The following is a 23357-nucleotide window of genomic DNA, read 5'->3' as shown; positions in this document are numbered from 1 at the left end:
GGTGCTCCGGCCCGTGCGCTGAAGTCTAGCAGCGGTATCGTTCGAGCCATGGCCGCGGCGAGGTCTCAGGGCAATCCATAGACCTTGAACAGCAGCCTGGACGTGCCGCGAGCGCCTCCCAGGTAGGTGGCATAGGCTTTTTCGATCTCGCCGGAGCGGTACATTTCGCTCAGGACGGTGTCCACCAGCAGACGGAAGTCTTCGTCGCCACGTGTGACGATCATTGACGCCGGGGCGAACTCGAAGAGGCGGGGCACCACCATCAGGTCGGCGGCGTCCTTGCTCTTGTCCACCTGGTGTTGCAGGAGCATGCGTTCGGAAATAAAGGTACCGGCCTTCCCCCCGGCGACCGCATCCACGCCGGCGGCGATACTGTCGACCGTAACCAGCGTGGTCAGCACGCCGAGCATCTTCATCTTGTTGCGTACCCAGTCCTCGCTGACGCCGCCTGCGAGGACGGCGATGGTCTGGTTGGCCAGCCCGCGGTTGACGGTCGCGCGCCAGGTCGGCCCGCTATGCACTTCCTCGCCATTGAGCGCTCGTAACAGGGATTCAGGGGCGTCGCGGCGCACCACGGCCGAGAGGCCCGCAGTGTAGACAGGGATGGAATAGCTCACGCGCTTGCGGTTTTCCAGCGTCGCTGGCGTCGGCGTGCAGACAATGTCGACTTCTCCCGAGCTGACGGCACTCACCTCACTGTCGAGCGTCACGGCCCGATAGCGCACCTGCAGGTTGGGCAGGTCCAGGTCCTCCTTCAGGCGGTCGGCGATCTTCAGGCACAGCGCCATGGCATAGCCAACGGGTTTGTCGCCTTCCAGGCTGCTGAAGGGCGCGAAATCCTGCACATAACCGAGGGTGAGCGCATTGGTGCTGCGTACCCGCTCCAAGGTGTCGGCGCCCGCCAGCCATGGCAGAAGGGCGAGCGCGCCGGTGAGCAACATGCGAATGGCGGATGGCGAGCGTGCGTTCATGTCCTGTTCCCTGCATCAGGCTGTCTTTTCAGGCGAGGACGTGCCATCGCTTCCCGGACCAGCTCGTGTTTCACTGGCAAAGCGCTTGGCGATGACGCCATAGAACAGGTAGCCGACCGCCAGCACCAGGGTGCCGCCGAACACGGCTTCCATGCCGCAGGCGTAGAGGGCGTAGAACGAGTAGCACAGAGCCACCACCAGTACCAGGGTATTGCGGGTGTAGATCACCGGGCCGACCCCGGCCTTGTACATGATCACCAGGAGCCCGGTCAGCGCCGTGACGTAGGGGATCAGGTTGGTCACCGCGGCCAGGCTGACCAGTTTGCCGAACTGTTCGCTGGCGTTCGGCGAGATGGTCGACAAGGCCATCAGTGTCTGCAATATGCCGCAGACGATCATGCCGAAGATCGGTGCGCCCAGGCGACTGGCCTTGCTGAACAGGTCTGGGAACATGTCCTGGTCGGCAGTCATCTTGGCCGTTTGCGCCAGGGTGAACTGCCAGCCCAGCAGGGAGCCGATGCAGGCCATTACCGCCAGGGCCATGATGATGTTGCCGATGGTGGGGTTGAACATCTGCGCGTAGACATAGGCGAACGGCGCCGAGGAGTTGGCCAGCTCGGCATTGGGGACTATGCCCTGGATCACCGTGGTCGACAGCACGTACACCACTGCGGCGCCCAGGGTCCCGAAGAGGCAGGCCAGCGGCACGTTGCGCTTGGGATTTTCCACCGCATCGGTGGCTTGCGCCGCGGATTCCATGCCGAGGAACGCCCAGAGGGTCAGGGGAATGGTCTTGGCGATGGCCTCCGAAACCGGCAGCTCGTTCGGGTTCCAGGCCGCGATAAGGATGGCCGGGTCGAACCAGAACCAGCCGATCAGGCTCAGGCCCGCCACCGGAATGATCACGCCCCATACGGTTATCGCGCCGATCCTGCCGGTAGCGCTCGGGCCGCCGAAGTTGGCCAGGATGGTCAGCCAGATCAGGCCGATGGTGCCGACGCACAGCGGAATCGCGCCGCTGCCGAGCCAGGGAATGAACGCGGTCATGTAACCCACCGCGGAAATGGCGACGGCGACATTGGCGATGGCCAGCGAGATGAAGTACAGGTAGGAGCAGAGGAAGAACCCGGACTTCGCGTGCGCCTCTTCGGTATAGGCGGACAAGCCGCCGGATCGTGTGCAGAAGATGCCGCACTGGGCGAAGCAGTAGGCGATGGCCATGGAGCCGATAGCGGTGAAGATCCAGGACAGCAGTGATACGGCACCGAGCTGGGCCATGTTGGTGGGCAGCATGATGATGCCTGAGCCCATCATGTTCACCGCCACCAGGGTGGTCAGCCCGGTGAGGGTCATCTTCTTGTCTGACTCAGCCATCGACGACTCCATCCCGGATCGTTGCCTATTGGGTATAGATCATTCTGCAAGGGGCACCGCACGGAATCCGACTCTCCCTGGTATGGCCGACTGCTACCGGTGGAAACAGCTGCCGGGTATTCGGCGCCCGGGAACGCTTGCCGCCTGCCGGCCGTCGCCAGGCGATCGTGGAACTGGCCGTGGTCCCTCTCCGGGGCCCTCGACGTCACTCTTGGGGATGACTCTTAAAATCACTACTTCGTCCGTTACCGCCGCGGAGGGGATTGATTAGCTTTGGCCACCGAGCAGTAGTCCACCTGGGAAAGGCCAAATGACAACAAAAATAGCCCTCAACGCTTTCCGTCCTCATGCGCTGGCCATGGCCATCGCGTTCTGTATCGCGGCTCCGGCCGAAGCGGTGAACTTCAACGTCGGTGAAATCGAGGGGCAGTTCGACTCCTCGCTGTCCGTGGGGGCCAACTGGTCCATGCGCGGGGCCGACAAGGACCTGATCGGGGTGAACAACGGTGGCGATGGCCTGTCGCAGACCTCCGACGACTCGCGTCTGAACTTCAAGAAGGGCGAGACCTTCTCGAAGATCTTCAAGGGCATCCACGACCTCGAGCTCAAGTACGGCGACACCGGTGTCTTCGTCCGTGGCAAGTACTGGTACGACTTCGAGCTGAAGGACGAGAGCCGCCTGTTCAAGGACATCGACGACAGCGGCCGCAAGGAAGGCGCCAAGTCCTCCGGCGCCGAGCTGCTCGACGCCTTCGTCTACCACAACTATCAAATAGCCGACCTGCCGGGCAGCGTGCGCCTGGGCAAGCAGGTCGTGAGCTGGGGTGAAAGCACCTTCATCGGCAACAGCATCAACTCGATCAACCCGATCGACGTGTCCGCCTTCCGCCGTCCGGGCGCCGAGCTCAAGGAAGGCCTGATCCCGGTCAACATGTTCTATGTGTCGCAGAGCCTGACCGACAACCTCTCCGCCGAAGCCTTCTACCAGCTGGAGTGGGACCAGACCGTTGTCGACAACTGCGGCACCTTCTTCGCCCAGCCGGACGTGATCGCCGGCTTCCGCGAGCTGGTCGGCAAGCTCGGGCGCGACCCTGTCCCGTTCCTGGAGCGCTTTCGCGTCCGCCCGGAACTGCTCGACGACGAGGACGCCAGGGTGCCGCTGCGCTCCCTGGTCGGGCTGCTGGAATACGCGGCCCAGGAGCTGGACTGCGCCGACTTCGGCCTGCGCATGGCCGAGTAGCAGAACCTGAATGTGCTCGGCCCGATCGCCGTGATCGCCCGCAATGCGGTGACCGCCGGGCACGCGCTGGCGGAGATCGTCCGCTTCATCAGCTACCACAGCTCCGGGGTCCAGCTCGATCTGGACTGCAGCGAGCCCTGGTGCAGTACCTCAGCCATTTCAATCTACAGAGCTCGTCCGACCTGGTGGACCAGGTCCAGCGCCTGGTGTTGCGCATGCTGCCGACCCAGCAATGCCGCCTGCCACTGATCGCCGAGCAGATAGGTCTGCACGAACGGGCGCTGCAGCGCCGGCTCGCCGAACTGGGCTGGCGGTTCGACGACCTGGTGGAAGGCATTCGCCGCGATCGTGCCGATTTCTACCTGGCCGAGCGCGACATCCCCATGGCGCAGATCGCCGGCATGCTCGGCTACAGCGAGCAGAGCGTGTTCAACCGCGCCTGCCGACGCTGGTTCGCGATGACGCCCGGAGCCCGGCGGCGCCAGTTGCTGGCGCAACGGATGAATTCGCCTGGGTAAGGATCCGCGTTCGAAACATGACGCCCGTGCAGGGCTCAACTCTAGACCGTAGGAGCGAGCTTGCTCGCGAACAGCCCGAGCGCGACCTTTCGCGAGCAAGCTCGCTCCTACATAAGCCCCTCAAGCCGGGCACTAGTGCCTGAAGTGCAGGTGATGCCTGTCGCACCATAGTTTGATGGCTGGCCGGTTGACCCACAGGGCCATTCCGATGCAGCCGATGAAAGCGCAACCGACTATGATCAGGCCTAAGGTATTCACGCTCATGGCACGCCTCCCACATCTTTCGACCGACTACAGAAAAAACCTAACAAGGAGGTTTTCGGCTGACAAGTTGCTTCCATCTGCAACTAACGACCGTTGATCGAGAGCCGTTGAAGGGCCAGCTGCAAGCGAATTTTTTACGCTTTTTTTACGCCGGGAACGCCAATTGCACAGGATACTTGACGCCCTCTCATGGCAGGTCGGGCTGCCTATCCGAGTTTCCCGCACCTCCGCTTCAGCTCGGCGACCGACCTCGATGCCATCAACCTTCCACCCGCTTTGCCGCCAATATTTCCCCCGGAGTTGATCGATGAGCTCGAAGGTCCTGGAGCCGATGGCCCATTCTCCTGCCCACTCGTCATCCATTGGCTTGCTCGTCGCCGCCACCGGCGTGGTCTATGGCGATATCGGCACCAGCCCGCTTTACACCCTCAAGGAAGTCTTCGCCGGTCACTATGGCGTGGAAGTCAACGCGCCGGGCGTGCTCGGGGTCCTGTCGCTGGTCCTCTGGTCCCTGCTCTGGGTCGTGTCGCTGAAATATGTGTTGTTCATGCTGCGTGCCGACAACGGCGGCGAGGGCGGCGTCATGGCGCTGACCGCGTTGGCACGCCGCGCCACCGCCGCTTATCCCAGGCTCAGCGCGCTGCTGGTCCTGCTGGGGTTGTTCGGTACGGCGCTGTTCTACGGCGACAGCATGATCACCCCGGCAATCTCCGTGCTGTCGGCAGTCGAAGGTCTGGACGTCGCCCTGCCTGGTGTGGGCCATTGGGTCGTGCCGATCACCGTGGTGCTGCTGATCGGCCTGTTCCTGATCCAGAAGCACGGAACGGCGCGGATCGGCATCCTCTTCGGACCGGTGATGGTGCTGTGGTTCGTGGTGCTGGGCGTGCTCGGCATCCATGGCATCTCGCAGCGGCCCGAGGTGCTGCAGGCCGTCAATCCGTGGTGGGCCTTCAACTTCTTCGTTGCCCACCCGGGCATCGGGGTGACCATCCTCGGCGCCGTGGTGCTGGCCCTGACCGGGGCGGAAGCCCTGTATGCCGACATGGGACATTTTGGCCGCAAGCCCATTGCCAGGGCCTGGTTCAGCCTGGTCCTCCCCGGGCTGGTGCTGAACTATTTCGGTCAGGGCGCCTTGTTGCTGTCGAATCCGGCCGCCGCCCGCAACCCCTTCTACCTGTTGGCCCCGGAATGGGCGCTGCTGCCGATGATCGGGCTGGCGACGCTGGCCACGATCATCGCCTCCCAGGCGGTGATCTCCGGCGCATTCTCCTTGAGCCAGCAAGCCATTCAGCTGGGCTACATCCCGCGGATGCAGGTGCAGCACACATCCAGCGCCGCACAGGGCCAGATCTACATCGGCGTGGTGAACTGGGCGTTGATGACCTGCGTCGTGCTGCTGGTGATCGGCTTCGGTTCGTCCGGCGCGCTGGCCGCGGCCTATGGCGTGGCCGTCACCACGACCATGCTGATCGACACGCTGCTGGTCTCGGCCGTGATGCTGCTGTTGTGGCGCGCGCCACGCTGGCTGGCGGTGCCGCTGCTACTGGGGTTCCTGGTCGTGGATGGGCTGTTCTTCGGCGCCAACGTGCCCAAGATTTTCCAGGGTGGCGCCTTCCCGGTGGTCGCGGGGGTGATCCTCTTCCTGCTGATGACGACCTGGAAGAGCGGCAAGCAAATCCTGATCGAGCGCCTGGACGAGACGGCGCTGCCGCTTCGGGGATTTCTCGACAGTATCCGGATCCAGCCGCCGCATCGCGTCGGGGGCACGGCGATATTCCTCAGCGCCAGCCCCGACGCCGTCCCCCATGCGCTGCTGCACAACATGCTGCACAACCAGGTGCTGCATGAGCAGGTCGTGCTGCTGACGGTGGTGACCCGGGACACCCCGCGCATAGAGGATGAGCAGCGTTTCGAAGTCCTGCCGTACGGTGACGGCTTCTACCGAGTGCTGCTCCACTTCGGTTTCATGGAAGAACCCAACGTGCCGGGCGCGCTCCAGCAGTGCCGCGTCGAGGGCCTGGACTTCGCGCCAATGCGCACCACCTACTTCCTCAGCCGCGAAACGGTGATACCCACCAAAGGCCTCGGCATGTCGCTCTGGCGCGAAGGGTTGTTCGCCTTCCTGCACAAGAACGCCAACAGCAGCCTACGTTACTTCCAGTTGCCGGTGAACCGCGTGATCGAACTGGGCACCCAGGTCGAGATCTGATCCATTCTGGGGCTCCCCTGGGAACGAACAGTTCCCAGCTCGCAAATTCTTTGGTGAAAAAACCACCTATTGCACGCGCGATAGAAAAAGTCGCACTAGACTCCCTCCTGGCCTTAACCAGTGCATGGTCATCTTATTTGGGGGAAGTGATTCAGTACGCAGTACCTAGGCTATCCGCTCGGTGGTAAAGCACTGAAGTTCGTAGTTGGTGTGCGCTCATCACCTGGGCTGCAAACAGCATCGAGCAACACCTGCGAAAGGATACCTGGCATGAAAACCCCATCAGTTCGCTTGAAATTTCCAATCGCGCTAGCCGTGATCATGACCTTGTCCGGTCTTGCCCAAGCCCAGACGGAAAAACCCAATATTCTTTTTATCGTCTCCGACGATACCGGCTACGGCGACCTGGGGCCCTATGGGGGAGGGGAAGGCCGAGGGATGCCGACTCCGAGCATCGACCGGTTGGCCGCTGAAGGTAAAACTTTCTATTCGTTCTACGCGCAACCCAGTTGCACCCCTGGCCGCGCTGCCATGCAGACCGGCCGCATCCCAAACCGCAGCGGGATGACGACAGTGGCCTTCCAAGGACAGGGCGGTGGTCTGCCAGCCGCCGAATGGACTTTGGCGTCAGTACTCAAGACCGGTGGCTACGAGACCTACTTCACCGGCAAGTGGCACTTGGGCGAGGCGGACTACGCACTGCCCAATGCCCAAGGGTATGACGTGATGAAATACGTCGGCCTTTATCACTTGAATGCGTACACCTATGCCGACCCCGATTGGTTCCCGGACATGGACGCGGAGACCCGCGAGATGTTCGTCAAGGTGACCAGGGGTGCACTATCCGGCAAGGCGGGTGAAAAGGCGGTCGAAGAATTCAAGGTCAACGGCCAGTACGTCGATACGCCGGTCGTCGATGGCAAACCGGGAGTTATCGGTATTCCATTCTTCGACAGCTATGTCGAGAAAGCCGCGCTGGAATTCCTCGATACGGCGGCCAAGTCGGATAAGCCGTTTTTCATCAACGTCAACTTCATGAAAGTGCACCAGCCGAACATGCCGGCGCCCGAGTTCAAGCACAAGTCGATTTCCAAGTCCAAGTACGCGGACTCCATTGTCGAACTCGACACGCGCATCGGCCGCATCATGGACAAGCTCAGGGCCCTTGGCCTGGATAAGAACACCCTGGTCGTCTACACCACCGATAACGGCGCCTGGCAGGATGTCTATCCGGATGCTGGCTACACGCCATTTCGGGGCACCAAGGGCACGGTGCGAGAGGGCGGAAACCGTGTACCGGCAATCATGAGCTGGCCTGGCCAGATCAAGCCTGGCACGAAAAACCACGAAATCATCGGTGGCCTGGACCTGATGGCGACCTTCGCCGCAGTGGCTGGTGTGAAGCTACCGGAAAAGGACCGCGATGGTCAGCCGATCATTTTCGACAGTTACAACATGACCCCGGTGCTGCTCGGGACTGGCGAGTCCCCGCGCAAGGAGTGGTTCTACTTTACCGAGAACGAGCTGTCGCCCGGTGCCGCCCGAGTTGGCCATTTCAAGGCAGTATTCAACCTGCGTGGCGACAATGGTGCCCAGACCGGTGGCCTGGCCGTGGACAGCAACCTTGGTTGGAAGGGTGAGGCCAAGTACGTAGCGACCATCCCCCAGGTCTTCGACCTGCTGCAGGACCCGCAGGAGCGCTACGACATCTTCATGAACAACTTCACCGAGCACACCTGGTCGGTAGTGCCTATCAGTGCGGCGATCAACAAGCTGATGAAAACCTACATCGAATACCCGCCGCGCAAAATGCAGAGCATGACCTACGACGGCCCCCTCGAACTGTCCAAGTATCAGAAGTTCCAGTGGATACGGGAGGACCTGAAGAAAGAAGGTATCCACCTGCAATTGCCGACCGGTAATTAGCGTTGCTCTGTGGCAGCCCCGCCGGGGCTGCCATGGAAGCATTGCGCCAGGCACCACATGGAAAAGATGGGATCGCGAGCTGGTGCCTCTAATTACCGGCTTCAGAGGATGGTTCATCCCTAGCAGGGGGCAAAGATGCAGCCGAATATGCGTACGCTGTCGATGGCCAAGTTGACCCTATTGGCGCTCTTCTGCAGCCAGGAAAGTCTGGCGGGCGGCCTGATGCTCTACGAAATCGCCACGGACAACGCCGGCCTGGCCAATGCCGGCGCTGCCGCCCGGGCGCAAGGACCCTCGACCATCGCCAGCAACCCTGCCGGCTTGAGCTATCTGGACGGCACCCAGATCACCGCCGGCGCGCAAGTGCTGTTCGGCGACCTGACCTTCCATCGCGATGTGGCAACCAACACTCCGGGCACCGGCAGTGGCAACATCCTCGACCCGACGCCGGGCGCCAGTTTCTTCATCAGCCACCGGCTGGATGAGCAATGGAGCGTCGGTTTCGGTTCCTACGGCGATTTCGGCCTGGCGGAAAACTACGATGACGACTGGTCCGGGCGCTATTTCGTCCAGGACGCCAGCATCGCCGGCCTGTCGCTGGTGCCCAGCGTGGCCTATCGCTTCAACGACCAGTGGTCGGTCGGCCTCGGCCTCAAGGCCATGTTCGGCATGCTGGAGACCGAGGCAGCGATCAACCGCGCGCCTTTCGGCCTGCTGGACCGCAGCGACGGCCAGTTCAAGTACGCGGACAACACCTGGGGCTACGGCGCCAACCTGGGGGTGATCTACGCGCCGCGGCCCGGCACGCGGATCGGCCTGGCCTATACAAGCGAAATCGACCTGGATTTCGAAGACCGCCTGGACGTCGACGGGACGGGGCCGCTCCTGGATCCCCTGGATGGCACGAACCTCGAACTCGACACACAGATCCCACAAACCCTCACCCTCAGCCTGTACCAGCAGCTGGACGCGCAATGGGCACTGCTGGCTTCGGTCAATTGGCAGGACTGGTCGGAGTTCGGTGACATCGCCGTGGAGGTGGAGACGGCGCGGGACCGCGCTACAGCACGCGCTGTCGACGCCAACTACAAGGACACTTACCACCTGTCCCTGGGCGCGCAGTACCAGGCAACGCCGGCGCTGCTGTGGAATGTCGGTGTCGCCTATGACAGCGCGGCGGTTTCCGATTCCGACCGGACCTTTACCGTGCCGATGGGCGAGTCCTGGCGCCTGGCGACCGGTGCGACCTGGGCACTGGACAAGGACACCGACGTCAATTTCAGCTGGGTCTTCATCTGGCTCGGCGACATGCCGATCGACCAGACCAAGACCCTGTCTGGCGAGCGCACGTCGGGAGAGTTCGACAATGCCTGGCTCCAGGCCTTCACCGGCAACATGACCTGGCGCTTCTGACAGCGGCGGAGGGAAGCACATGAACCGCGTCTCCTTGCCCCACCTGACTGCCCGCTGGATCTTCCTCCTCCTGCTCTGGCCGCTACTGCTGCAGGCCGCCGAACCCTTGCCATCCTGGCAGGACAGCCCTCCCAGGAAGGCCATAATCGAGTTCGTCGAGGCGGTCACCGCCGAGGGATCCAAGGACTTCGTCGCGCCAGCCGAACGCATTGCGGTGTTCGATAACGACGGCACGCTGTGGAGTGAACAGCCCATGTACTTCCAGGTGCTGTTCGCCCTTGCCGAGGTCGAGCGCCTGGCCCCGCAGCACCCTGAATGGAAGACCCAGCAGCCGTTCAAGGCGGTGCTGGAGGGCGACCAGAAAACCCTGGCCGAAAGTGGCATGGAAGGGCTGATGAAGATCATCGGCGCCACCCATACCGGTGTCAGCACCGAGGCCTTCACCGCCAATGTCCGCGCCTGGCTGGCCAAAGCGAAGCACCCGAAAAGCCAGAAGCCCTACACCGAGATGGTCTACCAGCCGATGCTGGAACTGCTCGACTACCTGCGCGCCAACGGCTTCAAGACCTACATAGTCTCCGGCGGCGAGGTGGCATTCATGCGCGCCTGGACCGACGAGGTTTACGGCATCCCGCCGGAGCAGGTGATAGGCACCACCTTCACCGGCCAATACCAGTACAACGACGGCAAGCCGCTGATCATGCGCACTCCCAAGCTGGCCCACAACGACGACGGTCCGGGCAAGCCGGAAAGCATCGACGCCGTCATCGGCCGCCGCCCGATCCTGGCCTTCGGCAATTCCGATGGCGACCAGCAGATGCTGCAGTGGACCGCCGCCGGCAGCGGCAAGCGCTTCATGGGACTGGTGCACCACACCGACCCGTTGCGCGAGTGGGCCTACGACCGGCAGTCCAGGATCGGCAAGCTGGACAAGGCGCTGGATGAGGCCAAGGCCAAGGGCTGGACAGTGGTGGACATGGCGAAGGACTGGCGCAAGGTCTACCCCTTCGACGCCGAGGTGGCGAAGCAGTGACCAGGCGCGACCGTTCTGACTAATGAGGTGATCACGATGAACGTAATGGTTTCCAGGATTGCAACCTTGCTGTTCAGCCTGCTGCTTTCCGCCTGCGCAGCGGTCGATGCCGGGAGTGGTGGGCCCGGTGAAATGGAGATTCGCAGCGGGCGGATCGAGCAGATCGTGCCGACGCAGATGCAGACCAACCATGACAGCGGAGTCGGCGCCATCCTCGGTGGGTTGGCTGGTGTCGGCCTGGGTAGCCTGATCGGCCAGGGCACGGGCCGGGATGTCGCCATGGTCGCCGGTGCCCTCGCCGGAGCGGCCGGTGGCAACTATGCCGAGAAGAAGCACTATGACCAACCGCAGGAAGCCCAGCAGGTCATTGTGCGCGTGAAGAACGGTGTATTGGTCTCGGTGACCCAGCCCATCAACCCGGCGCTCAAGCAGGGCATGGCGGTGTATGTCGAGGGCTCCGGCAACGAGGCCCGGGTCGTACCGCAGAACTGATTGGCCGAACTTGGCGATCAGCAAGAAGGACGGGGCTGTTGCAATCTGTTGGCGTCGCGACAGCGTTCGCGCTGGGCGAGGCGTCGGTGGACCCTGCGCAAGTCGAAGGTCGATGATCGTCGCGCTCGTAACTTCTGGTGGGTCGCGAATGTCCAGGGCCGCACTGGGTTGGGAATGAGGTTCCGCTATGCACTACCTGAATTCTGTTATCGCGGTGGCTGCGGTCAGCTTGTGGGGAACTGGCGCATTTGCGGCAGCTGAATGCGTGGGGCCGAACAAGCTTGGCAATACCTGGAGTCTGGTTTGCGCGGCCGATGGCGACGGGGACGAGTATTACCAATGCGACTACGTACTGTCGGTGACCAATGCGCAGGGCCTGAGCTCTACCGTCAATGCCAGCGGAAGTGTTGCCGAGGGGCAGAGCGGGGTGATCATCTGGTCCGCGATTCAACACGATGGCTCCGATATCACCTCTGCCCTAGTCGAACGGGGATCCTGCAGCCGTTAGCCAATACCACCGCTGTCGGAACCCGTATGGGAGAGGCGGGCGGTTTGGGCCACGCACGCGCCGCCTTGTTGGGCTTCGCTTCGCTCAACACCAACCTACTCGGGGCTTCATGGCGTGGCGCCCCGAATTGACGATGAGTTCAAGTTGCCGATGGAGATACCCGTGGTACGTTTTCCGCTTCGCCCGTCCCTGCGCGCTCCCGTCCGGGTTGCCGCGCTTTCCCTTTTCGCCCTGGCCATGATTCCCGCTTGCGCCGATGCAAGGCCCGACAGGGCGCCCGCTGATTACCTGCAATCCTTGGCGCTGGATGTACCGGTTGCACAGACCGACGATTTCGACCGGATCGCGGAGCGGCGCATCCTGCGCACTGGCCGAGGAGCGGCAGCAGGAAAGGCTTGCCGGCCGACAGGATGGCCCAGGCGGAGGCTGGCGGGGGAGGGGCCGACCCGGCGCTGGGCGGCCGGTGGCGGAGGGAAGCGGCTCGCTGCGAGTGCAGGAGCCGCCGTGGATCGAATCAGAAAATGAAGTAGACGGAGGCGCTGGTCTGGTCCAGGTCGATATCACCCACCTTCAGGACCTCCTGCTCCACACGTACGCCGATGTTCCTGAACAGGTCGAGTTCGACGCCGGCACCGTAGGTGAGGTCCATGTCATTGTCATCCCCGGCGGAATCTCCTTCGGCATCCCAGGCATGGACGCCGCCACTGGCGAACAGGCGGATCCGGTCGCCGATCGGGACACCGAGGTGCACCGCGGCCTGGACGGATTTGCCGTCGAAGCGTTGCCCATCGCCTTCGAACTCGCCCAGGTCGACCACTGCGCCTTCGATTGCCAGGTATGGATTGAAGCGGTAACCCGCGTAGGCCTTGTAGCTGTTATCGCTGTCGCCGAGGCTGTGTTCATCCGTTTCCACGTGGGTCACACCGGCACCCACATAAAGCCCTCTGTCATCCGCAACGGCGCCAAAGGAAGCAAGGGTGAGCAGGGTTGCAGCAAGGTGTTTTCCGAATTTCATCTTTCTACCTGATGGTTCCTGTGAGGGGTTTCCGGGTTAATTGGAAGTGGCATGCAGGGCGCTCTCGCCCTGGAACTCGCGATCCAGTCGCTCGCGAAGTTGTCGCGCCTTGGCGTCGATTGCGGGGTAGAGATCCTCGGCAACGGGGGAGTCGGACGGGTCTATATCCGCGCTGCGCACCCGGTTCACGGCCTGGCCGAAGGTTTCCCCGTTCATGCCGTCGGTGACTTCGGTCTTGAAGAACAGATAGAGCGTTTCATCCCGCAAGCCGGCCGTGTGCATGCCCAGACCGACGAGGAATCCGATCGGGACGTATTCCATGACGGTCATATCCCGCGGCGTGCGCTTGATATCGGCTATCGACACCTTGAGTGCGAGGGAGCGCGGAGTGGGGGTGTCGACGAGTTCGTAACCTGCGGATAAAAGTTCGTGTTGCAGTTGAGAGCGGAAACGGTTGAGAATTTTCCGTTCTTCCGCCGAGTCGAGGTCCTGGCTGGTACCATCCGCGGCCGAAACCAAACCAGTCGGGCTCAGGAAGATCTTCTTGTCATAACTTGCAGCAAAAAGGACGTCATTCCGTTTCCAGTAAATCATGTCTTCGTTCTTCTCGACCTGGGTATGCCCACGCGGATTGTCAAGTTGCTCTGAATGGCTGGAATCAATCTTCGGGGCCATCGAGCAGCCGACCAGCGAGAGTGTGAATGGAATGATCGAAAGTAATTTCAGGTTCATGGAAAGTTCCAGAAGCGGATGTTCAAAGGCTTCGTCAGCCGTGTTTTCGAGGCATTGCAGAAAGAACACTGCGCTTGCCGCGATCGCTGGATAGTGGGGCGATGCTGGCTAAGCTTCGGGGATCGGTCGCCGTGGCTGGTTAGGCTGGCGGGGAGCGACAACGGATGGAATGGTCGGGCCTCACACTCATGATTGTGGTGTGGGCAATTTTCACTGGAGAAGGTCGATACACCGAATCAAAAATCGTTATTTTCGGTTTTTGATCGACTTTGAAGATCAGTTGTGCGGGAAAATAAGGCAGCCGCCTGGCGGTCATCCATTATCAGTGCAAGATTCACCGGAAAGCATGAGAAGCAAGTTTCAGTTTTTATTGAAGAATGGCGATACGGCGACTCTCGACGCTGCAACCAATCAATTGAGTTTCGCGCCGCAGGGGGGCGAAGTGAACTCCGTCACTTTGGCCTATGCGGAATCTCGACTCCTGCAACTGCTGTTGCTGGAGCCCGGAGAAATAAAGAGTCGCAGCGAGATCATGGAGTTCGCCTGGGATAATCGTGTAGTCGCTGCGGGAAGTTTGAACCAGGCGATCTTCACCTTGCGCAACCTGATCAACGACGGTCGTGACCACGACTTGTTGCAGACAGTTCCAAGGCGTGGCTATCGATTCAATGCCAGTTATGTAGTCGACGAAGCTGGCGCGGTTTCCGCCGAGGAAACCGAAGAGGCCGCGGCTGAAGAAATCAGCCTGTCGAATGAAAATGCTCCCGAACCGGTGCAGACGGAAGTGTTGCACCGCGCCGGGACGAAGTTCGACTGGGGACGGTTGCTGTTGCCAGCTTACGTATTGATGTCAGGCCTGCTTGTTGCGGTTTTCTGCTATAGGGGCGGGCTGTTCGATGGGATGGGCTCCGAACTGGCCATTGCAACTGTGGTCAAGGGGCCGGTGACCTACCGGTTCGTCGGCGTGAACGAAGCGGAAACCGAAAGGCTGATGGCAGACTTCAAACCCGTGCTGGAATCCCGGGATGTTCACCCGGCAGGAGAGGTTTGGGTCAACAAGGCGAACCGGCTCTTTGACCTGAGTTGTGTGAGGGCGGATGGAAGAACCGGCAACCTGATGTTTTCCGAAGACAACAAGATGGAAAACCTGAAACTCGCAATGGTCAGGAAGTGCCTGGAGGACAGCCAATGAACTTCGTCCGTTTCAAGCACCTGTTCATTCTTTCCGGCATGGCGTTGCTGGCCCTGGCCGGAGTCGTCTTCGACCGGCCCGCCTATACCAAGGGGGTTTCCTACCACGGCACGAACAACATCGTCCTGAACAGCGGCGAGATGATCCACTCGGAAGAGCGGCTGATCATCGGCGACACCCTGAGCCTCGCCGTGATTGAAAAGTCGGAGGCGAACCTGAATTACGCCTCCCTGTCTGCGAAGGCGGTGAGTTTCGGCAGGAGCAGCCTGGAGCTCGAGATCCAGCAGGCGCAGAGCAGCCGCAGCAACCCGCTTTCCGGGCTGAGCGAAGTTCCGGACGTGTTCTTCGGCCGACAGTACGGCCTGGCGACCGGGGCGGCCCTGCACCTTGAGTTCTTGCCGACCCAGGTGGAAAACACCATCTGCTACTACACCCAGGAACTGGACTACGTCCGATGCCTTTACCGATAAGGTGATAGCGGTGAATCCTCCGCCAACGGGGGATTCGAGCCAGGTTGGCGGCGCCGCGGTTCAGGAGCTGAAAAGCCGCTCGAAGAATCCATCCGGCAAGCTTTGCTTGCAGCCCTGGTATTGCCGGCTGTACGTCTCGGACCGATCCCCGACCCGCGCCGCGACAGTTTTCAACCAGGGTTTGCGCTCGTAACTGCGCTTGCGATATCCGCCCCAGCCTTCGTGATAGTTCAGATACTGGGCCGAGGCGTTGGAGACGGATATCCCGTTTACTTTCTGCGTCTTGCTGATGTACCAGCCCATGAAATCCATGGCATCGGCAAAGTCGTCCCGTTCCGCTCCCCAATTGCCGGTTTCCTTGAGGTAGTCACTCCAGGTCTCTGTCTTGGCCTGGCTGTATCCATAGGCGGAACTTACCCGTCCCCAAGGAATGAAACCCAATGCATAACGCCTGGGCGGCAGGGCGTCGCTACGGAAACTCGACTCCTGCTGCATGAAGGCCATTGGCACATACAGGGGGACATTCCAGCGCTCCTGCATATCCAGTGCACTTTCGTGCCAGCCTGACTTTTCCCTGAATATCGAGCAGATATTACTTTGGTCGACGGGTGGCGTTACTGCACAACCAGACAGCAGCAGTGTGAAAAGAATCGCAATGGAGGCGATGGTTCGCCTGTTGGAGTAGCGCATCTGAATTCCGTGATGATGAACTTGAAAGTTGCGAAGCCAGACTCTGGCGAGAAAACGGAATAGTACTGAGCCGATAGCCTGGATTGATACGCCTTTCAGGGTCGGATGGGGTGATTTGATAGAAAATGAATATTGATGACTTTGATTGGCTTCGCTCCCACGGATAATTCCGTGACGTGCCATGGCGAGAGTCGGTTATCGGATCTTGCGTGGCTTAATTTACTAATGTTCGGCGAGTGAAGTCAGTTGAGAGTCGAGAGTGTTTTCCGCTTTTTCTGCTGGGTGTCCTGCTGCCTGCTGGCAGTCTTGTCCGTGGGAGCGATCAACAGTTCGTTCGCAGGAGGAACGGCCATTTTTGTCGCGGCAGTCCTGCTCTGCCCGGACCTCTGGCATATCGTTAATCGCCTTATTGGCAAGTCGATCGATGGCATCGTCTTCGCGACGCTGGCCTTTCCGTTATTTCTGATTGGCGCCTATGTCTCGATAAGTTCGGAGATTCCGGATGCACTATCGAAGGATCTGGCAAAGGTCTCCGGATATTTCCAGTCGCTATTCGACGGCGATGGGGAAGGAAAGGCCGATAAATCCTCCGGGCCGGAAGTTGACCAGGGGGCCTTGAGTTTCTTTCGCAATGTCATGGAGCAGGATTACCTGGTAGGGCTCGCGGGAGGTAAGTCGGCCCTTGTCGAATTGGCCATGGTCAGCCCGGTCGAGCGCCTGCCAAGTTCCAGACTGGCGAGCATCTATAAGGATGACGAGTTGGCAGCGGAAGAACTCTACAAGGGCAAGAAGATAATCGTCAGCGGTGAAATCGTCGGTGTACGCGTTAATTTTGCCGACGACGTTATCGTTGAACTTCCCGGTAACGATGACTTTTCCAATGTCCAGGCCGAACTTCACGGGGACGTGGGGCGATATACCGGGCTCTTGATGGAGGGTGAATATGTCGGGTTGTACTGCAGAGTTCGCGGGCGGGTTCTCAACGACACTGCCAGTCTTATCTATCTGGAGGACTGCGAGTCGGTCGACTTCAGCCGTGACGCCAAGGATTACGCGAGCCACCTTGCCGAGAAGATGAGTGCCTGGCTGCATGCCGGCGGCGTACATGAGTTTCCCTCCGACTTCGCGGCCTCCTACTTCCTGGCGACCTACCTGACGGGCACCAGGCTACCGGCGGAGAACCCGTGCCGTGTCGAAGCGACTGCGCTCGAGGCGTGCATCAGTTCCCTGGAAGCGTTGAACACGCGAAGCCTGTTCGAGATGGCCAGGGGCGATCTCGATCGCTGGCGCACGTGGCTGGCCCTGCGGCCCCTGGCCAGCCATGTATCCAGCCGTTGATCCACCCTGAAATGGTCCAGTCCGATGATGATTGATCATGCCGACCTTACCCCACGAAGCCTGGGCAGGCTGCTCCTGCCCGTGGGCGGTCAATACAGGAAGGTCGCAAGCCTGCTGATCCTGGCGATCACGTGCTGCTTCGCTTCCAGCGCAGCAGTCGCCCAGGCCCATCTGCGCGCGCACTGGGTCCAGGACATCGAAGAGGAAGCCACCTTCGTCGGCGTCCTGAGCCGCGCCGAATACGAAGACATTCGCTACGTCGACCTGCGCCTGGAGGTATTCAGCAATGGGGTTTCGCTAGGTACTGAGGTGCATCGGATCGAGCTTGCCGAAACCGTAGAGCTCTTTTCGCTGCCGGTAGAGGAGGGTATCGACTGCCTGGAAGTCGAGTCCGTCGTTGGCCTGGACAGCCAAGGCTTCACAGTCCCCAGCGAAGAGACTCCACCTGCGGGCATCGACGAATGCAGCATCAAGGGCACGCGTTATTTCTGATCCCTAGGGCAGGTCCTGGGTGGGCTTCGGGCCCGCACCAGCCGTGATGGATCCATCGAGTACTGGAAATGATCCTGAAACTGAGCATCATCGCTCCGCTCCTGGCGGGGCTGTTGGCCGGCTGCAGCGCAGCACCGCAGACAGGCTCCGAAAATCCGGGGTTCCCGGACGACCATGCGGCTCTCGCTCCCCGGGCTGAGCAAGGGGATGTCCGCTATTGGCAGGCTTCGGGTGTCGCCCTGGCTGAGCAGTATCGCAAGAGGGTTCTTCTGGAACCGCCGCGGCTAGTGCTTTCGGATGGCTCGGGGCTGGACTTCACTGCCAGGGAAATCGACACGCTGCTGTTTTTTTTCCAGCGGCAATTGCGTCGGGAACTGCTCTCGAACGGCTATGAGATGGTCGGCCAGCCTGAGCCCCAGGCACTGCGCATCCAGCTATCCGTGACCGGTTTGAAGCGAGCGCCGCAGGCCGACACTGCCGAGCCCCAGGTAGGCGACAGGTTTTCCCTGTTCTTCGAAGCCGACGTCAAGGATGCGATGAGCGGAGCGGCGCTGGCCCGATCCACCAGCTTCGTCGTGGGTGGTGAACTGGCTGATTCGAGGATTCGGGTCGAGGATCTGCGTCCCGTGCTGGCGCGCAAAGCCAGGGAGGCCAGGGAGCGGCTCGACCGGGTTTTCCAGCGCTGACTGACACCTGCTTTCAACTTTCCGAATGACTCGGCGCAGCGCTGTATGGTTTTCGAGGCAGAGGAAGCCGACAGCTTTCCTGGACTGCACTTGGCTGCTTTCGTAAGGGTTATCGCGGAGTTCCGGGGGAAGTGAGGATGCCGGCTAAAGCTGCTCACTACTCTTGGCGGAAGTGGTTTTTTTCAATGGCCCTGCGGGTCGAGGCAATGATCTCCTTTCGAGTCTTTTCCTTTTCGACCGCTCGGGACAATATCAACGCCCCTACACACTGGGCGATGATGGCCCAAGCAGCATCCGAATCGCCAACACGACTGGCCCAGGCCTTTTGGATTTGCTTCAGTCCCTTCTCAACAGCCCCCCGCACCTCGGGCTCTGCGCGTGCGATCTCCCCGCCGAGAGCAGGCAGCACACAGCCTTCCTCGGGATGCAGGACATGAAATGTACTCAGGTAGTCGCGCAAGCATCGTTCCAACTGCTCGCCGGAAGCGTTTTCCCCGCCAGCCAACATTTCGGCGCTATTTCTGATCTCATCCTCGATCACAGCTTGGAAGAGTGCCTGTTTGGACGGGAAGTGACTGTAGAAAGCGCCCCCCGTCATGCCAACGGCTGACATCAGAGCATCCACTCCCGTTGAGCTGAAGCCACCTTTCTTCGTGATCGCCCTGGCGGTCTCTATCAGCTTTGCGCGTGTCTCAATCTTGTGTGTCTTGGAGTAGCGCATCTGGGTTCCTTTGGAGCCGTATGAAGTAGATAAAGCGTAGCAAATAACTCGTTTACTAAACGATCGTCTCGGAATGGGTGAAATCCCTGGAGTTAGATCCAGATAATCCGGCCGTCATTCCGAGGAGTAGGTTTTCGGGGCGACGTGCAGTACCAAGGTGCGGCAGTAATCAGCCCTGAGGACAGAGGCGTCGCTCCGTTCGTTGGCCCGATTCCACCGTTTTCTCAAGGACGCCAATTGGTGATTAAGCGTCCCGCGCACAGGCCCGCTCGTAAGCCTCCAGGAATTCCTCCGGCATTCGCCTGGGCTTGCCGCTGGAGATCTCGACGCAAACGAATGAGGTTTGCGCTCTCAGCAGCAACTGCCGATCTGCCGGCCGGATAATCTGGAATTGGCGGACCAGCTTGACGCGCTTTTCCAGAGCGACGATCCAGGTGCCCACCAGCAAGCGATCACCTTCGTAGGCGCTGGCCAGATAGTCGAGCTCGTTGCGAACCACCGCCATCCCACGATCCATTCGTTGGTAGTCCGACAATGACATGCCCAGGCTCAAAGATTGAGTCCACGAGCACTGCTCGAGCCACTTCACGTATATCGAATGATTGACGTGACCCAGGCCATCAATATCTGCGTTACCCACCACGACTTCGATCAGAAAAGGGTTCGGTCTATCCCAATTCATTCTGATTGACTCCTGCATAGCTTTCACGCGAATGGGCAGCGCCTGGAAAGGGCACTCCGGCGACGTTCTGAAGCCACAAGGGCGGCATTGCACTTCAATTCGAATCACGTTTGACACGCTGGGGAGCATAGCATAACGTTCGTTCAGTAAACGATCGTTTTTTATATGGCGCGCAAGTCGCCTGGCAAGGAAAGCAGGTCTCCTCAACAACAGAACAACAGCACGAATGCGGGAGTCGTCAATGCAGCAACAGATCTGGCATCAGAGTTATCCATCTGATTTTCCAAAGGAAATTGATACGGCTGGCATCAGTACGCTTGTCGCCACTCTCGAGCGCTCGTTCAGGCTCTATCCTGATCGCATTGCGGCTTTCTGCCTTGGCGAGGCATTGAGCTACGGCCGGCTGGAGGTGCTATCGACGAATCTCGCCAGCCACCTCCGACAGCTGGAACTCGAAAAGGGTGATCGGGTCGCCTTGATGATGCCCAATTGCCTGGCGTACCTCGTAGCAATGGCGGGAGTTCTCCAGGCCGGCTTGACCATCGTCAACGTCAATCCTCTGTATACGCCCAGGGAGCTGGAGCACCAGCTTCGTGACTCGGGGACCAGGTGTCTAATCATCGCTGAAGGGCTCACCCAGGCCTTCGAGCAGATCGCAGACCACACAGCGGTAGAGCATGTGCTGACCGCTCCCTTGGCTGCATTGATGGAAAGGATTCGTGCACACGAATCAGGGCAAGCAGCAGTTCAGCCAGACTCATCGACTGGCTCCACCCGGCCTCTCGCTTCCGTGATTGCGCGCGGTGGGAATGCTCATCCTGGCGATCTGCGGGTGACGCTGGACGACATTGCATTTCTGCAATACACCGGCGGTACTACGGGCGTTTCGAAAGGGGCGATGCTGACCCACAAAAGCGTGGGCGTCAGCCTGGAGTTGATTCTTCTGTGGCTAGCGCCACCGGCACATGACGCCCCGATTTCCATCGTACTGCCCTTGCCGCTCTATCACGTGTACCCGTTGGCTGTTGCTCTGTTGTCGATTGCGACAGGTTCGAGTCTTCGTCTCATCCCCAATCCGCGAGATCCGGTTTCTGTACTCGACGAACTTCGACGAGAGCCCTTCGACATGTTCATGGGGGTCAATACGCTGTTCAACAGTCTGGTGGACAGTCCGGATCTGCAACGCGTCGACTTTTCCCGGACGAGCTATGTGATAGGTGCAGGTGCCTCTGTTCAGCAGGCCGTGGTGAAACGCTGGATCGCAGCGGGAGGCATGCCGATTACTGAAGCCTACGGGCTGACGGAAACATCCCCCTGCGCCATGTTCAACCCTCCGGGGAGAAATGGCAGCATCGGCGTGCCGATGCCCTCGACCGACGTTCGTGTCGTGGATGATGACGGGGTCCCTGTTCCGCTGAATGCTCCCGGAGAGCTGCTGATCAAAGGACCACAGCTGTTTGCCGGCTACTGGAACAATCCCGAAGAGACGAGCAAGGCCTTTACCCCGGATGGCTGGTTCAAGACCGGCGACATAGTCACCATGGGTGATGACGGATTCATGCAGATTGTCGATCGCAAGAAAGACATGATCCTGGTCTCGGGGTTCAACGTGTATCCGAATGAGATCGAGGCAGTGGCGGCCGCGCACCCGGAGGTGGTGGAGTGTGCCTGCATAGGTGTGCCGGACGCCCGATCGGGTGAGGTGCCTCATCTATTTGTCGTCCCCCGGAGCCCAGATGTTACGCCGGAGCAGATCAGACAGCATTGCCGAGAGCAGCTGACGGCCTACAAGATTCCGCGACACATCACGTTTACCAGCGCATTGCCCAAGTCGCCAGTTGGGAAGATCTTGCGCAAGGACCTGCGGCGCTAGCTTGGCTGCGCAGCGATCGGGTTAGAGCGATCCGCACCTGACAGCTGCAGAGGGCACTCGTCGATTGACCCTACGTTTGGACTGAGACCAGGGCTTAGCCCTGGTCCAGCGCCGCATATTTCCAGACGTTGGCTAGCTGATTTTTTTGGGCTTCTGGATTCCATTGGACATCCAGAAGCCCAGGCACCACAGGAGAAATGGCATGTCGCTGGAGTTCGTGCTGGATTACAGGAGCCCCTATACCTACCTGGCGAACACTCAGGTAGCGGATTTGAGCTCACATACGGTTTATCAGGTTGTCGATATCGTTAACGTCATGAGGAAGGTGCACAACCAACCCTCACCTGAGTGCCCGGCCAAAGCGCGTTACTCGGCCATCGACTCGGCCCGCTGGGCCAAGCTCTACGAAGTTGCCTGGGCACCCAATCTGGTATTGCTGGGAGCGATGAGAGATCGCGAATTCGATGGCAGTTTTATCAATCGCGCCGGCTTGGCGGCTCAAGAGCTGGGCGTGTTCGAGATTGTCAATTCAGCGTTGTTCGCCGCGGTCTGGGCGGGCAGCGACGATCTGCTGACATCGGAAGGCAAGAGCACGTTTCTCAAGAAGCAGGGTTGCGACATCGACATATGGGAGTACTCGAGCTCTGCCTACATCAAGGAACGCCTGGCCTCGAATGACGAAACCGCGGCTTCGCGTGGTGTATTCGGAGTGCCGTCCTTCTTTGTGGGCGATGAGCTGTTCTTCGGAAACGACCGGATCGAGTTCGTTCGGGCCGCCTTGAAAAAACTATCCGCGTGAGGTGCAGCATGAATAGTGGAAAAGTGGCTGTAGTGACCGGTGTAGGGCCGGGCACAGGAGTGGCTATCGTCCGGCGACTGGTAGGCGAGGGTTACAGCGTCGCCATGCTCGCGCGCAGCGAAGAACGCCTCACAGCGTTAGCTAATGAACTCCCCAATTGCTTTGCCTATCCGGTCGATGTCACCGACTTCCATAAGCTCCACGACGTGCTGGATCGGATCGAGACTGACCTGGGGGCTCCAGAAGTGCTGGTCCACAACGCCGTAGGTGGTGCCTTCGGGAACTTTCTGGAGATTGATCCCAAGGTCTTGGACCTGAACTTCCAGACCAATGTGATGGCTTTTCTCCACCTGTCGCGGCGTTTTGCTCCTGCCATGATCAAGGCCGGCCGCGGGGTGATCATCGCGACCGGAAATACCTCTGCGTGGCGAGGCAAGAAGAAGTTTGCTGGCTTTGCCCCGACCAAGGCGGCGCAGAGGATTCTCGCCGAATCGATTGCGCGCGAACTGGGGCCACAAGGCATCCATGTCGCCTATCTCACGATTGATGCCGTAATCAACGTTGACTGGGCAAGAAAGCGATATCCGGAAGCTCCCGAGGATTTCTTCATCCAGCCTGACGACATAGCCAGCGAGGTTCTGCACCTGGTGCGGCAACCAAAAGGTGCCTGGACATTCAGCGCTGAAGTGCGTCCGTACCGGGAGAACTGGTAATGGGTT

General features: G+C 60.2%; 23 protein-coding genes and 1 pseudogene. 17 read left to right on the top strand and 7 right to left on the bottom strand.

Annotation, left to right across the window (positions count from 1 at the left end):
* Positions 1–65: 65 nt before the first annotated feature.
* Positions 66–971 carry an amino acid ABC transporter substrate-binding protein gene (locus tag E8F11_RS28605; protein ID WP_280292283.1) on the bottom strand — a complete coding sequence of 302 codons (906 nt, stop codon included), beginning with the start codon at positions 969–971 and terminating at the stop codon, positions 66–68.
* Between the two features lie 15 nt (positions 972–986).
* The gene (gene potE, locus E8F11_RS28600) at positions 987–2345 is read right to left on the bottom strand and encodes a putrescine-ornithine antiporter (RefSeq protein WP_280292282.1); all 1359 of its coding nucleotides are present in this window, start codon (positions 2343–2345) and stop codon (positions 987–989) included.
* A 310-nt stretch (positions 2346–2655) separates the two neighbouring features.
* Here potE and E8F11_RS28595 point away from each other — a divergent pair.
* The 9 genes and pseudogenes from E8F11_RS28595 to E8F11_RS28555 form a co-directional block, all read left to right on the top strand.
* Positions 2656–3399, top strand: a pseudogene (locus E8F11_RS28595) (DUF1302 family protein); the annotation flags it as partial.
* On the top strand, positions 3391–3585 hold the full coding sequence (locus E8F11_RS28590; protein ID WP_280292310.1) for an AraC family transcriptional regulator ligand-binding domain-containing protein: 195 nt from the start codon (positions 3391–3393) through the stop codon (positions 3583–3585). The pseudogene E8F11_RS28595 and the gene E8F11_RS28590, both read left to right, overlap by 9 nt.
* 140 nt (positions 3586–3725) lie before the next feature.
* The gene (locus E8F11_RS28585) at positions 3726–4103 is read left to right on the top strand and encodes a helix-turn-helix transcriptional regulator (RefSeq protein ID WP_280292281.1); all 378 of its coding nucleotides are present in this window, start codon (positions 3726–3728) and stop codon (positions 4101–4103) included.
* A 571-nt stretch (positions 4104–4674) separates the two neighbouring features.
* Positions 4675–6576, top strand: a complete 1902-nt coding sequence (locus E8F11_RS28580; protein WP_280292280.1) for a potassium transporter Kup — start codon at positions 4675–4677, stop codon at positions 6574–6576.
* A gap of 270 nt (positions 6577–6846) precedes the next feature.
* Complete coding sequence (locus E8F11_RS28575) at positions 6847–8502, top strand: arylsulfatase (RefSeq protein ID WP_280292279.1); 1656 nt, start codon at positions 6847–6849, stop codon at positions 8500–8502.
* A gap of 147 nt (positions 8503–8649) precedes the next feature.
* Positions 8650–9915: an outer membrane protein transport protein gene (locus E8F11_RS28570; RefSeq protein WP_280292278.1), complete on the top strand. Its 1266-nt coding sequence runs from the start codon at positions 8650–8652 to the stop codon at positions 9913–9915.
* A gap of 19 nt (positions 9916–9934) precedes the next feature.
* The gene (locus E8F11_RS28565) at positions 9935–10948 is read left to right on the top strand and encodes an HAD family hydrolase (RefSeq protein WP_280292277.1); all 1014 of its coding nucleotides are present in this window, start codon (positions 9935–9937) and stop codon (positions 10946–10948) included.
* 36 nt (positions 10949–10984) lie between these two features.
* Positions 10985–11440: a glycine zipper 2TM domain-containing protein gene (locus tag E8F11_RS28560; protein ID WP_280292276.1), complete on the top strand. Its 456-nt coding sequence runs from the start codon at positions 10985–10987 to the stop codon at positions 11438–11440.
* A gap of 187 nt (positions 11441–11627) precedes the next feature.
* On the top strand, positions 11628–11948 hold the full coding sequence (locus E8F11_RS28555; protein ID WP_280292275.1) for a hypothetical protein: 321 nt from the start codon (positions 11628–11630) through the stop codon (positions 11946–11948).
* A gap of 514 nt (positions 11949–12462) precedes the next feature.
* On the opposite strand, the gene E8F11_RS28550 is transcribed toward E8F11_RS28555, so the two are convergent.
* Positions 12463–12963, bottom strand: a complete 501-nt coding sequence (locus E8F11_RS28550; protein ID WP_280292274.1) for an outer membrane beta-barrel protein — start codon at positions 12961–12963, stop codon at positions 12463–12465.
* A gap of 36 nt (positions 12964–12999) precedes the next feature.
* Entirely contained in the window at positions 13000–13764 is a 765-nt protein-coding gene (locus E8F11_RS28545) for a DUF3313 domain-containing protein (protein WP_280292273.1), read from the bottom strand.
* A 277-nt stretch (positions 13765–14041) separates the two neighbouring features.
* Between E8F11_RS28545 and E8F11_RS28540 the strand changes: the two genes are divergently transcribed.
* Together E8F11_RS28540 and E8F11_RS28535 are read left to right on the top strand one after the other, a co-directional pair.
* Complete coding sequence (locus E8F11_RS28540; protein ID WP_280292272.1) at positions 14042–14887, top strand: winged helix-turn-helix domain-containing protein; 846 nt, start codon at positions 14042–14044, stop codon at positions 14885–14887.
* Positions 14884–15357, top strand: coding sequence for a hypothetical protein (locus tag E8F11_RS28535; protein WP_280292271.1), 474 nt, complete (start codon positions 14884–14886; stop codon positions 15355–15357). Before E8F11_RS28540 ends, E8F11_RS28535 begins: the two co-directional genes overlap by 4 nt.
* A gap of 60 nt (positions 15358–15417) precedes the next feature.
* Here the strand turns inward: E8F11_RS28535 and E8F11_RS28530 are convergent, their stop codons facing one another.
* Positions 15418–16047, bottom strand: coding sequence for a hypothetical protein (locus E8F11_RS28530; protein WP_280292309.1), 630 nt, complete (start codon positions 16045–16047; stop codon positions 15418–15420).
* 312 nt (positions 16048–16359) lie between these two features.
* Between E8F11_RS28530 and E8F11_RS28525 the strand changes: the two genes are divergently transcribed.
* The 3 genes from E8F11_RS28525 to E8F11_RS28515 all read left to right on the top strand — a co-directional run bounded on the left by E8F11_RS28525 (position 16360) and on the right by E8F11_RS28515 (position 18563).
* Positions 16360–17385 carry a hypothetical protein gene (locus E8F11_RS28525; RefSeq protein ID WP_280292270.1) on the top strand — a complete coding sequence of 342 codons (1026 nt, stop codon included), beginning with the start codon at positions 16360–16362 and terminating at the stop codon, positions 17383–17385.
* 27 nt (positions 17386–17412) lie between these two features.
* Positions 17413–17877, top strand: coding sequence for a hypothetical protein (locus E8F11_RS28520; protein WP_280292269.1), 465 nt, complete (start codon positions 17413–17415; stop codon positions 17875–17877).
* A 68-nt stretch (positions 17878–17945) separates the two neighbouring features.
* Positions 17946–18563: a DUF3313 family protein gene (locus E8F11_RS28515; RefSeq protein WP_280292268.1), complete on the top strand. Its 618-nt coding sequence runs from the start codon at positions 17946–17948 to the stop codon at positions 18561–18563.
* 157 nt (positions 18564–18720) lie between these two features.
* On the opposite strand, the gene E8F11_RS28510 is transcribed toward E8F11_RS28515, so the two are convergent.
* Positions 18721–19284, bottom strand: a complete 564-nt coding sequence (locus E8F11_RS28510; RefSeq protein ID WP_280292267.1) for a TetR/AcrR family transcriptional regulator — start codon at positions 19282–19284, stop codon at positions 18721–18723.
* Between the two features lie 244 nt (positions 19285–19528).
* On the bottom strand, positions 19529–19966 hold the full coding sequence (locus tag E8F11_RS28505) for a thioesterase family protein (protein ID WP_280292266.1): 438 nt from the start codon (positions 19964–19966) through the stop codon (positions 19529–19531).
* Positions 19967–20207: 241 nt separating this feature from the next.
* On the opposite strand from E8F11_RS28505, the gene E8F11_RS28500 reads away from it, so the two are divergent.
* The 3 genes from E8F11_RS28500 to E8F11_RS28490 all read left to right on the top strand — a co-directional run bounded on the left by E8F11_RS28500 (position 20208) and on the right by E8F11_RS28490 (position 23351).
* Positions 20208–21839: an AMP-binding protein gene (locus E8F11_RS28500; protein WP_280292265.1), complete on the top strand. Its 1632-nt coding sequence runs from the start codon at positions 20208–20210 to the stop codon at positions 21837–21839.
* A gap of 202 nt (positions 21840–22041) precedes the next feature.
* A complete protein-coding gene (locus E8F11_RS28495) occupies positions 22042–22638 on the top strand; it encodes a DsbA family protein (protein WP_280292264.1) in 597 nt (198 codons plus the stop codon).
* 8 nt (positions 22639–22646) lie between these two features.
* Entirely contained in the window at positions 22647–23351 is a 705-nt protein-coding gene (locus E8F11_RS28490; protein ID WP_280292263.1) for an SDR family NAD(P)-dependent oxidoreductase, read from the top strand.
* The last annotated feature ends 6 nt before the right edge of the window (positions 23352–23357 follow it).

The organism is Pseudomonas sp. BN417, from assembly GCF_029871205.1.
Classification (GTDB): Bacteria; Pseudomonadota; Gammaproteobacteria; order Pseudomonadales; family Pseudomonadaceae; genus Metapseudomonas.
This window is presented reverse-complemented; position numbering and strand designations above follow the sequence as displayed.

What these genes read in the sequence shown, in the direction of transcription:
- E8F11_RS28605 (WP_280292283.1), bottom strand. Translation starts at nt 971, where the DNA reads ATGAACGCACGCTCGCCATCCGCCATTCGCATGTTGCTCACCGGCGCG.
- potE (WP_280292282.1), bottom strand. Translation starts at nt 2,345, where the DNA reads ATGGCTGAGTCAGACAAGAAGATGACCCTCACCGGGCTGACCACCCTG.
- E8F11_RS28580 (WP_280292280.1), top strand. Translation starts at nt 4,675, where the DNA reads ATGAGCTCGAAGGTCCTGGAGCCGATGGCCCATTCTCCTGCCCACTCG.
- E8F11_RS28575 (WP_280292279.1), top strand. Translation starts at nt 6,847, where the DNA reads ATGAAAACCCCATCAGTTCGCTTGAAATTTCCAATCGCGCTAGCCGTG.
- E8F11_RS28570 (WP_280292278.1), top strand. Translation starts at nt 8,650, where the DNA reads ATGCGTACGCTGTCGATGGCCAAGTTGACCCTATTGGCGCTCTTCTGC.
- E8F11_RS28565 (WP_280292277.1), top strand. Translation starts at nt 9,935, where the DNA reads ATGAACCGCGTCTCCTTGCCCCACCTGACTGCCCGCTGGATCTTCCTC.
- E8F11_RS28560 (WP_280292276.1), top strand. Translation starts at nt 10,985, where the DNA reads ATGAACGTAATGGTTTCCAGGATTGCAACCTTGCTGTTCAGCCTGCTG.
- E8F11_RS28555 (WP_280292275.1), top strand. Translation starts at nt 11,628, where the DNA reads ATGCACTACCTGAATTCTGTTATCGCGGTGGCTGCGGTCAGCTTGTGG.
- E8F11_RS28550 (WP_280292274.1), bottom strand. Translation starts at nt 12,963, where the DNA reads ATGAAATTCGGAAAACACCTTGCTGCAACCCTGCTCACCCTTGCTTCC.
- E8F11_RS28540 (WP_280292272.1), top strand. Translation starts at nt 14,042, where the DNA reads ATGAGAAGCAAGTTTCAGTTTTTATTGAAGAATGGCGATACGGCGACT.
- E8F11_RS28535 (WP_280292271.1), top strand. Translation starts at nt 14,884, where the DNA reads ATGAACTTCGTCCGTTTCAAGCACCTGTTCATTCTTTCCGGCATGGCG.
- E8F11_RS28530 (WP_280292309.1), bottom strand. Translation starts at nt 16,047, where the DNA reads ATGCGCTACTCCAACAGGCGAACCATCGCCTCCATTGCGATTCTTTTC.
- E8F11_RS28520 (WP_280292269.1), top strand. Translation starts at nt 17,413, where the DNA reads ATGATTGATCATGCCGACCTTACCCCACGAAGCCTGGGCAGGCTGCTC.
- E8F11_RS28515 (WP_280292268.1), top strand. Translation starts at nt 17,946, where the DNA reads ATGATCCTGAAACTGAGCATCATCGCTCCGCTCCTGGCGGGGCTGTTG.
- E8F11_RS28510 (WP_280292267.1), bottom strand. Translation starts at nt 19,284, where the DNA reads ATGCGCTACTCCAAGACACACAAGATTGAGACACGCGCAAAGCTGATA.
- E8F11_RS28505 (WP_280292266.1), bottom strand. Translation starts at nt 19,966, where the DNA reads ATGAATTGGGATAGACCGAACCCTTTTCTGATCGAAGTCGTGGTGGGT.
- E8F11_RS28500 (WP_280292265.1), top strand. Translation starts at nt 20,208, where the DNA reads ATGCAGCAACAGATCTGGCATCAGAGTTATCCATCTGATTTTCCAAAG.
- E8F11_RS28495 (WP_280292264.1), top strand. Translation starts at nt 22,042, where the DNA reads ATGTCGCTGGAGTTCGTGCTGGATTACAGGAGCCCCTATACCTACCTG.
- E8F11_RS28490 (WP_280292263.1), top strand. Translation starts at nt 22,647, where the DNA reads ATGAATAGTGGAAAAGTGGCTGTAGTGACCGGTGTAGGGCCGGGCACA.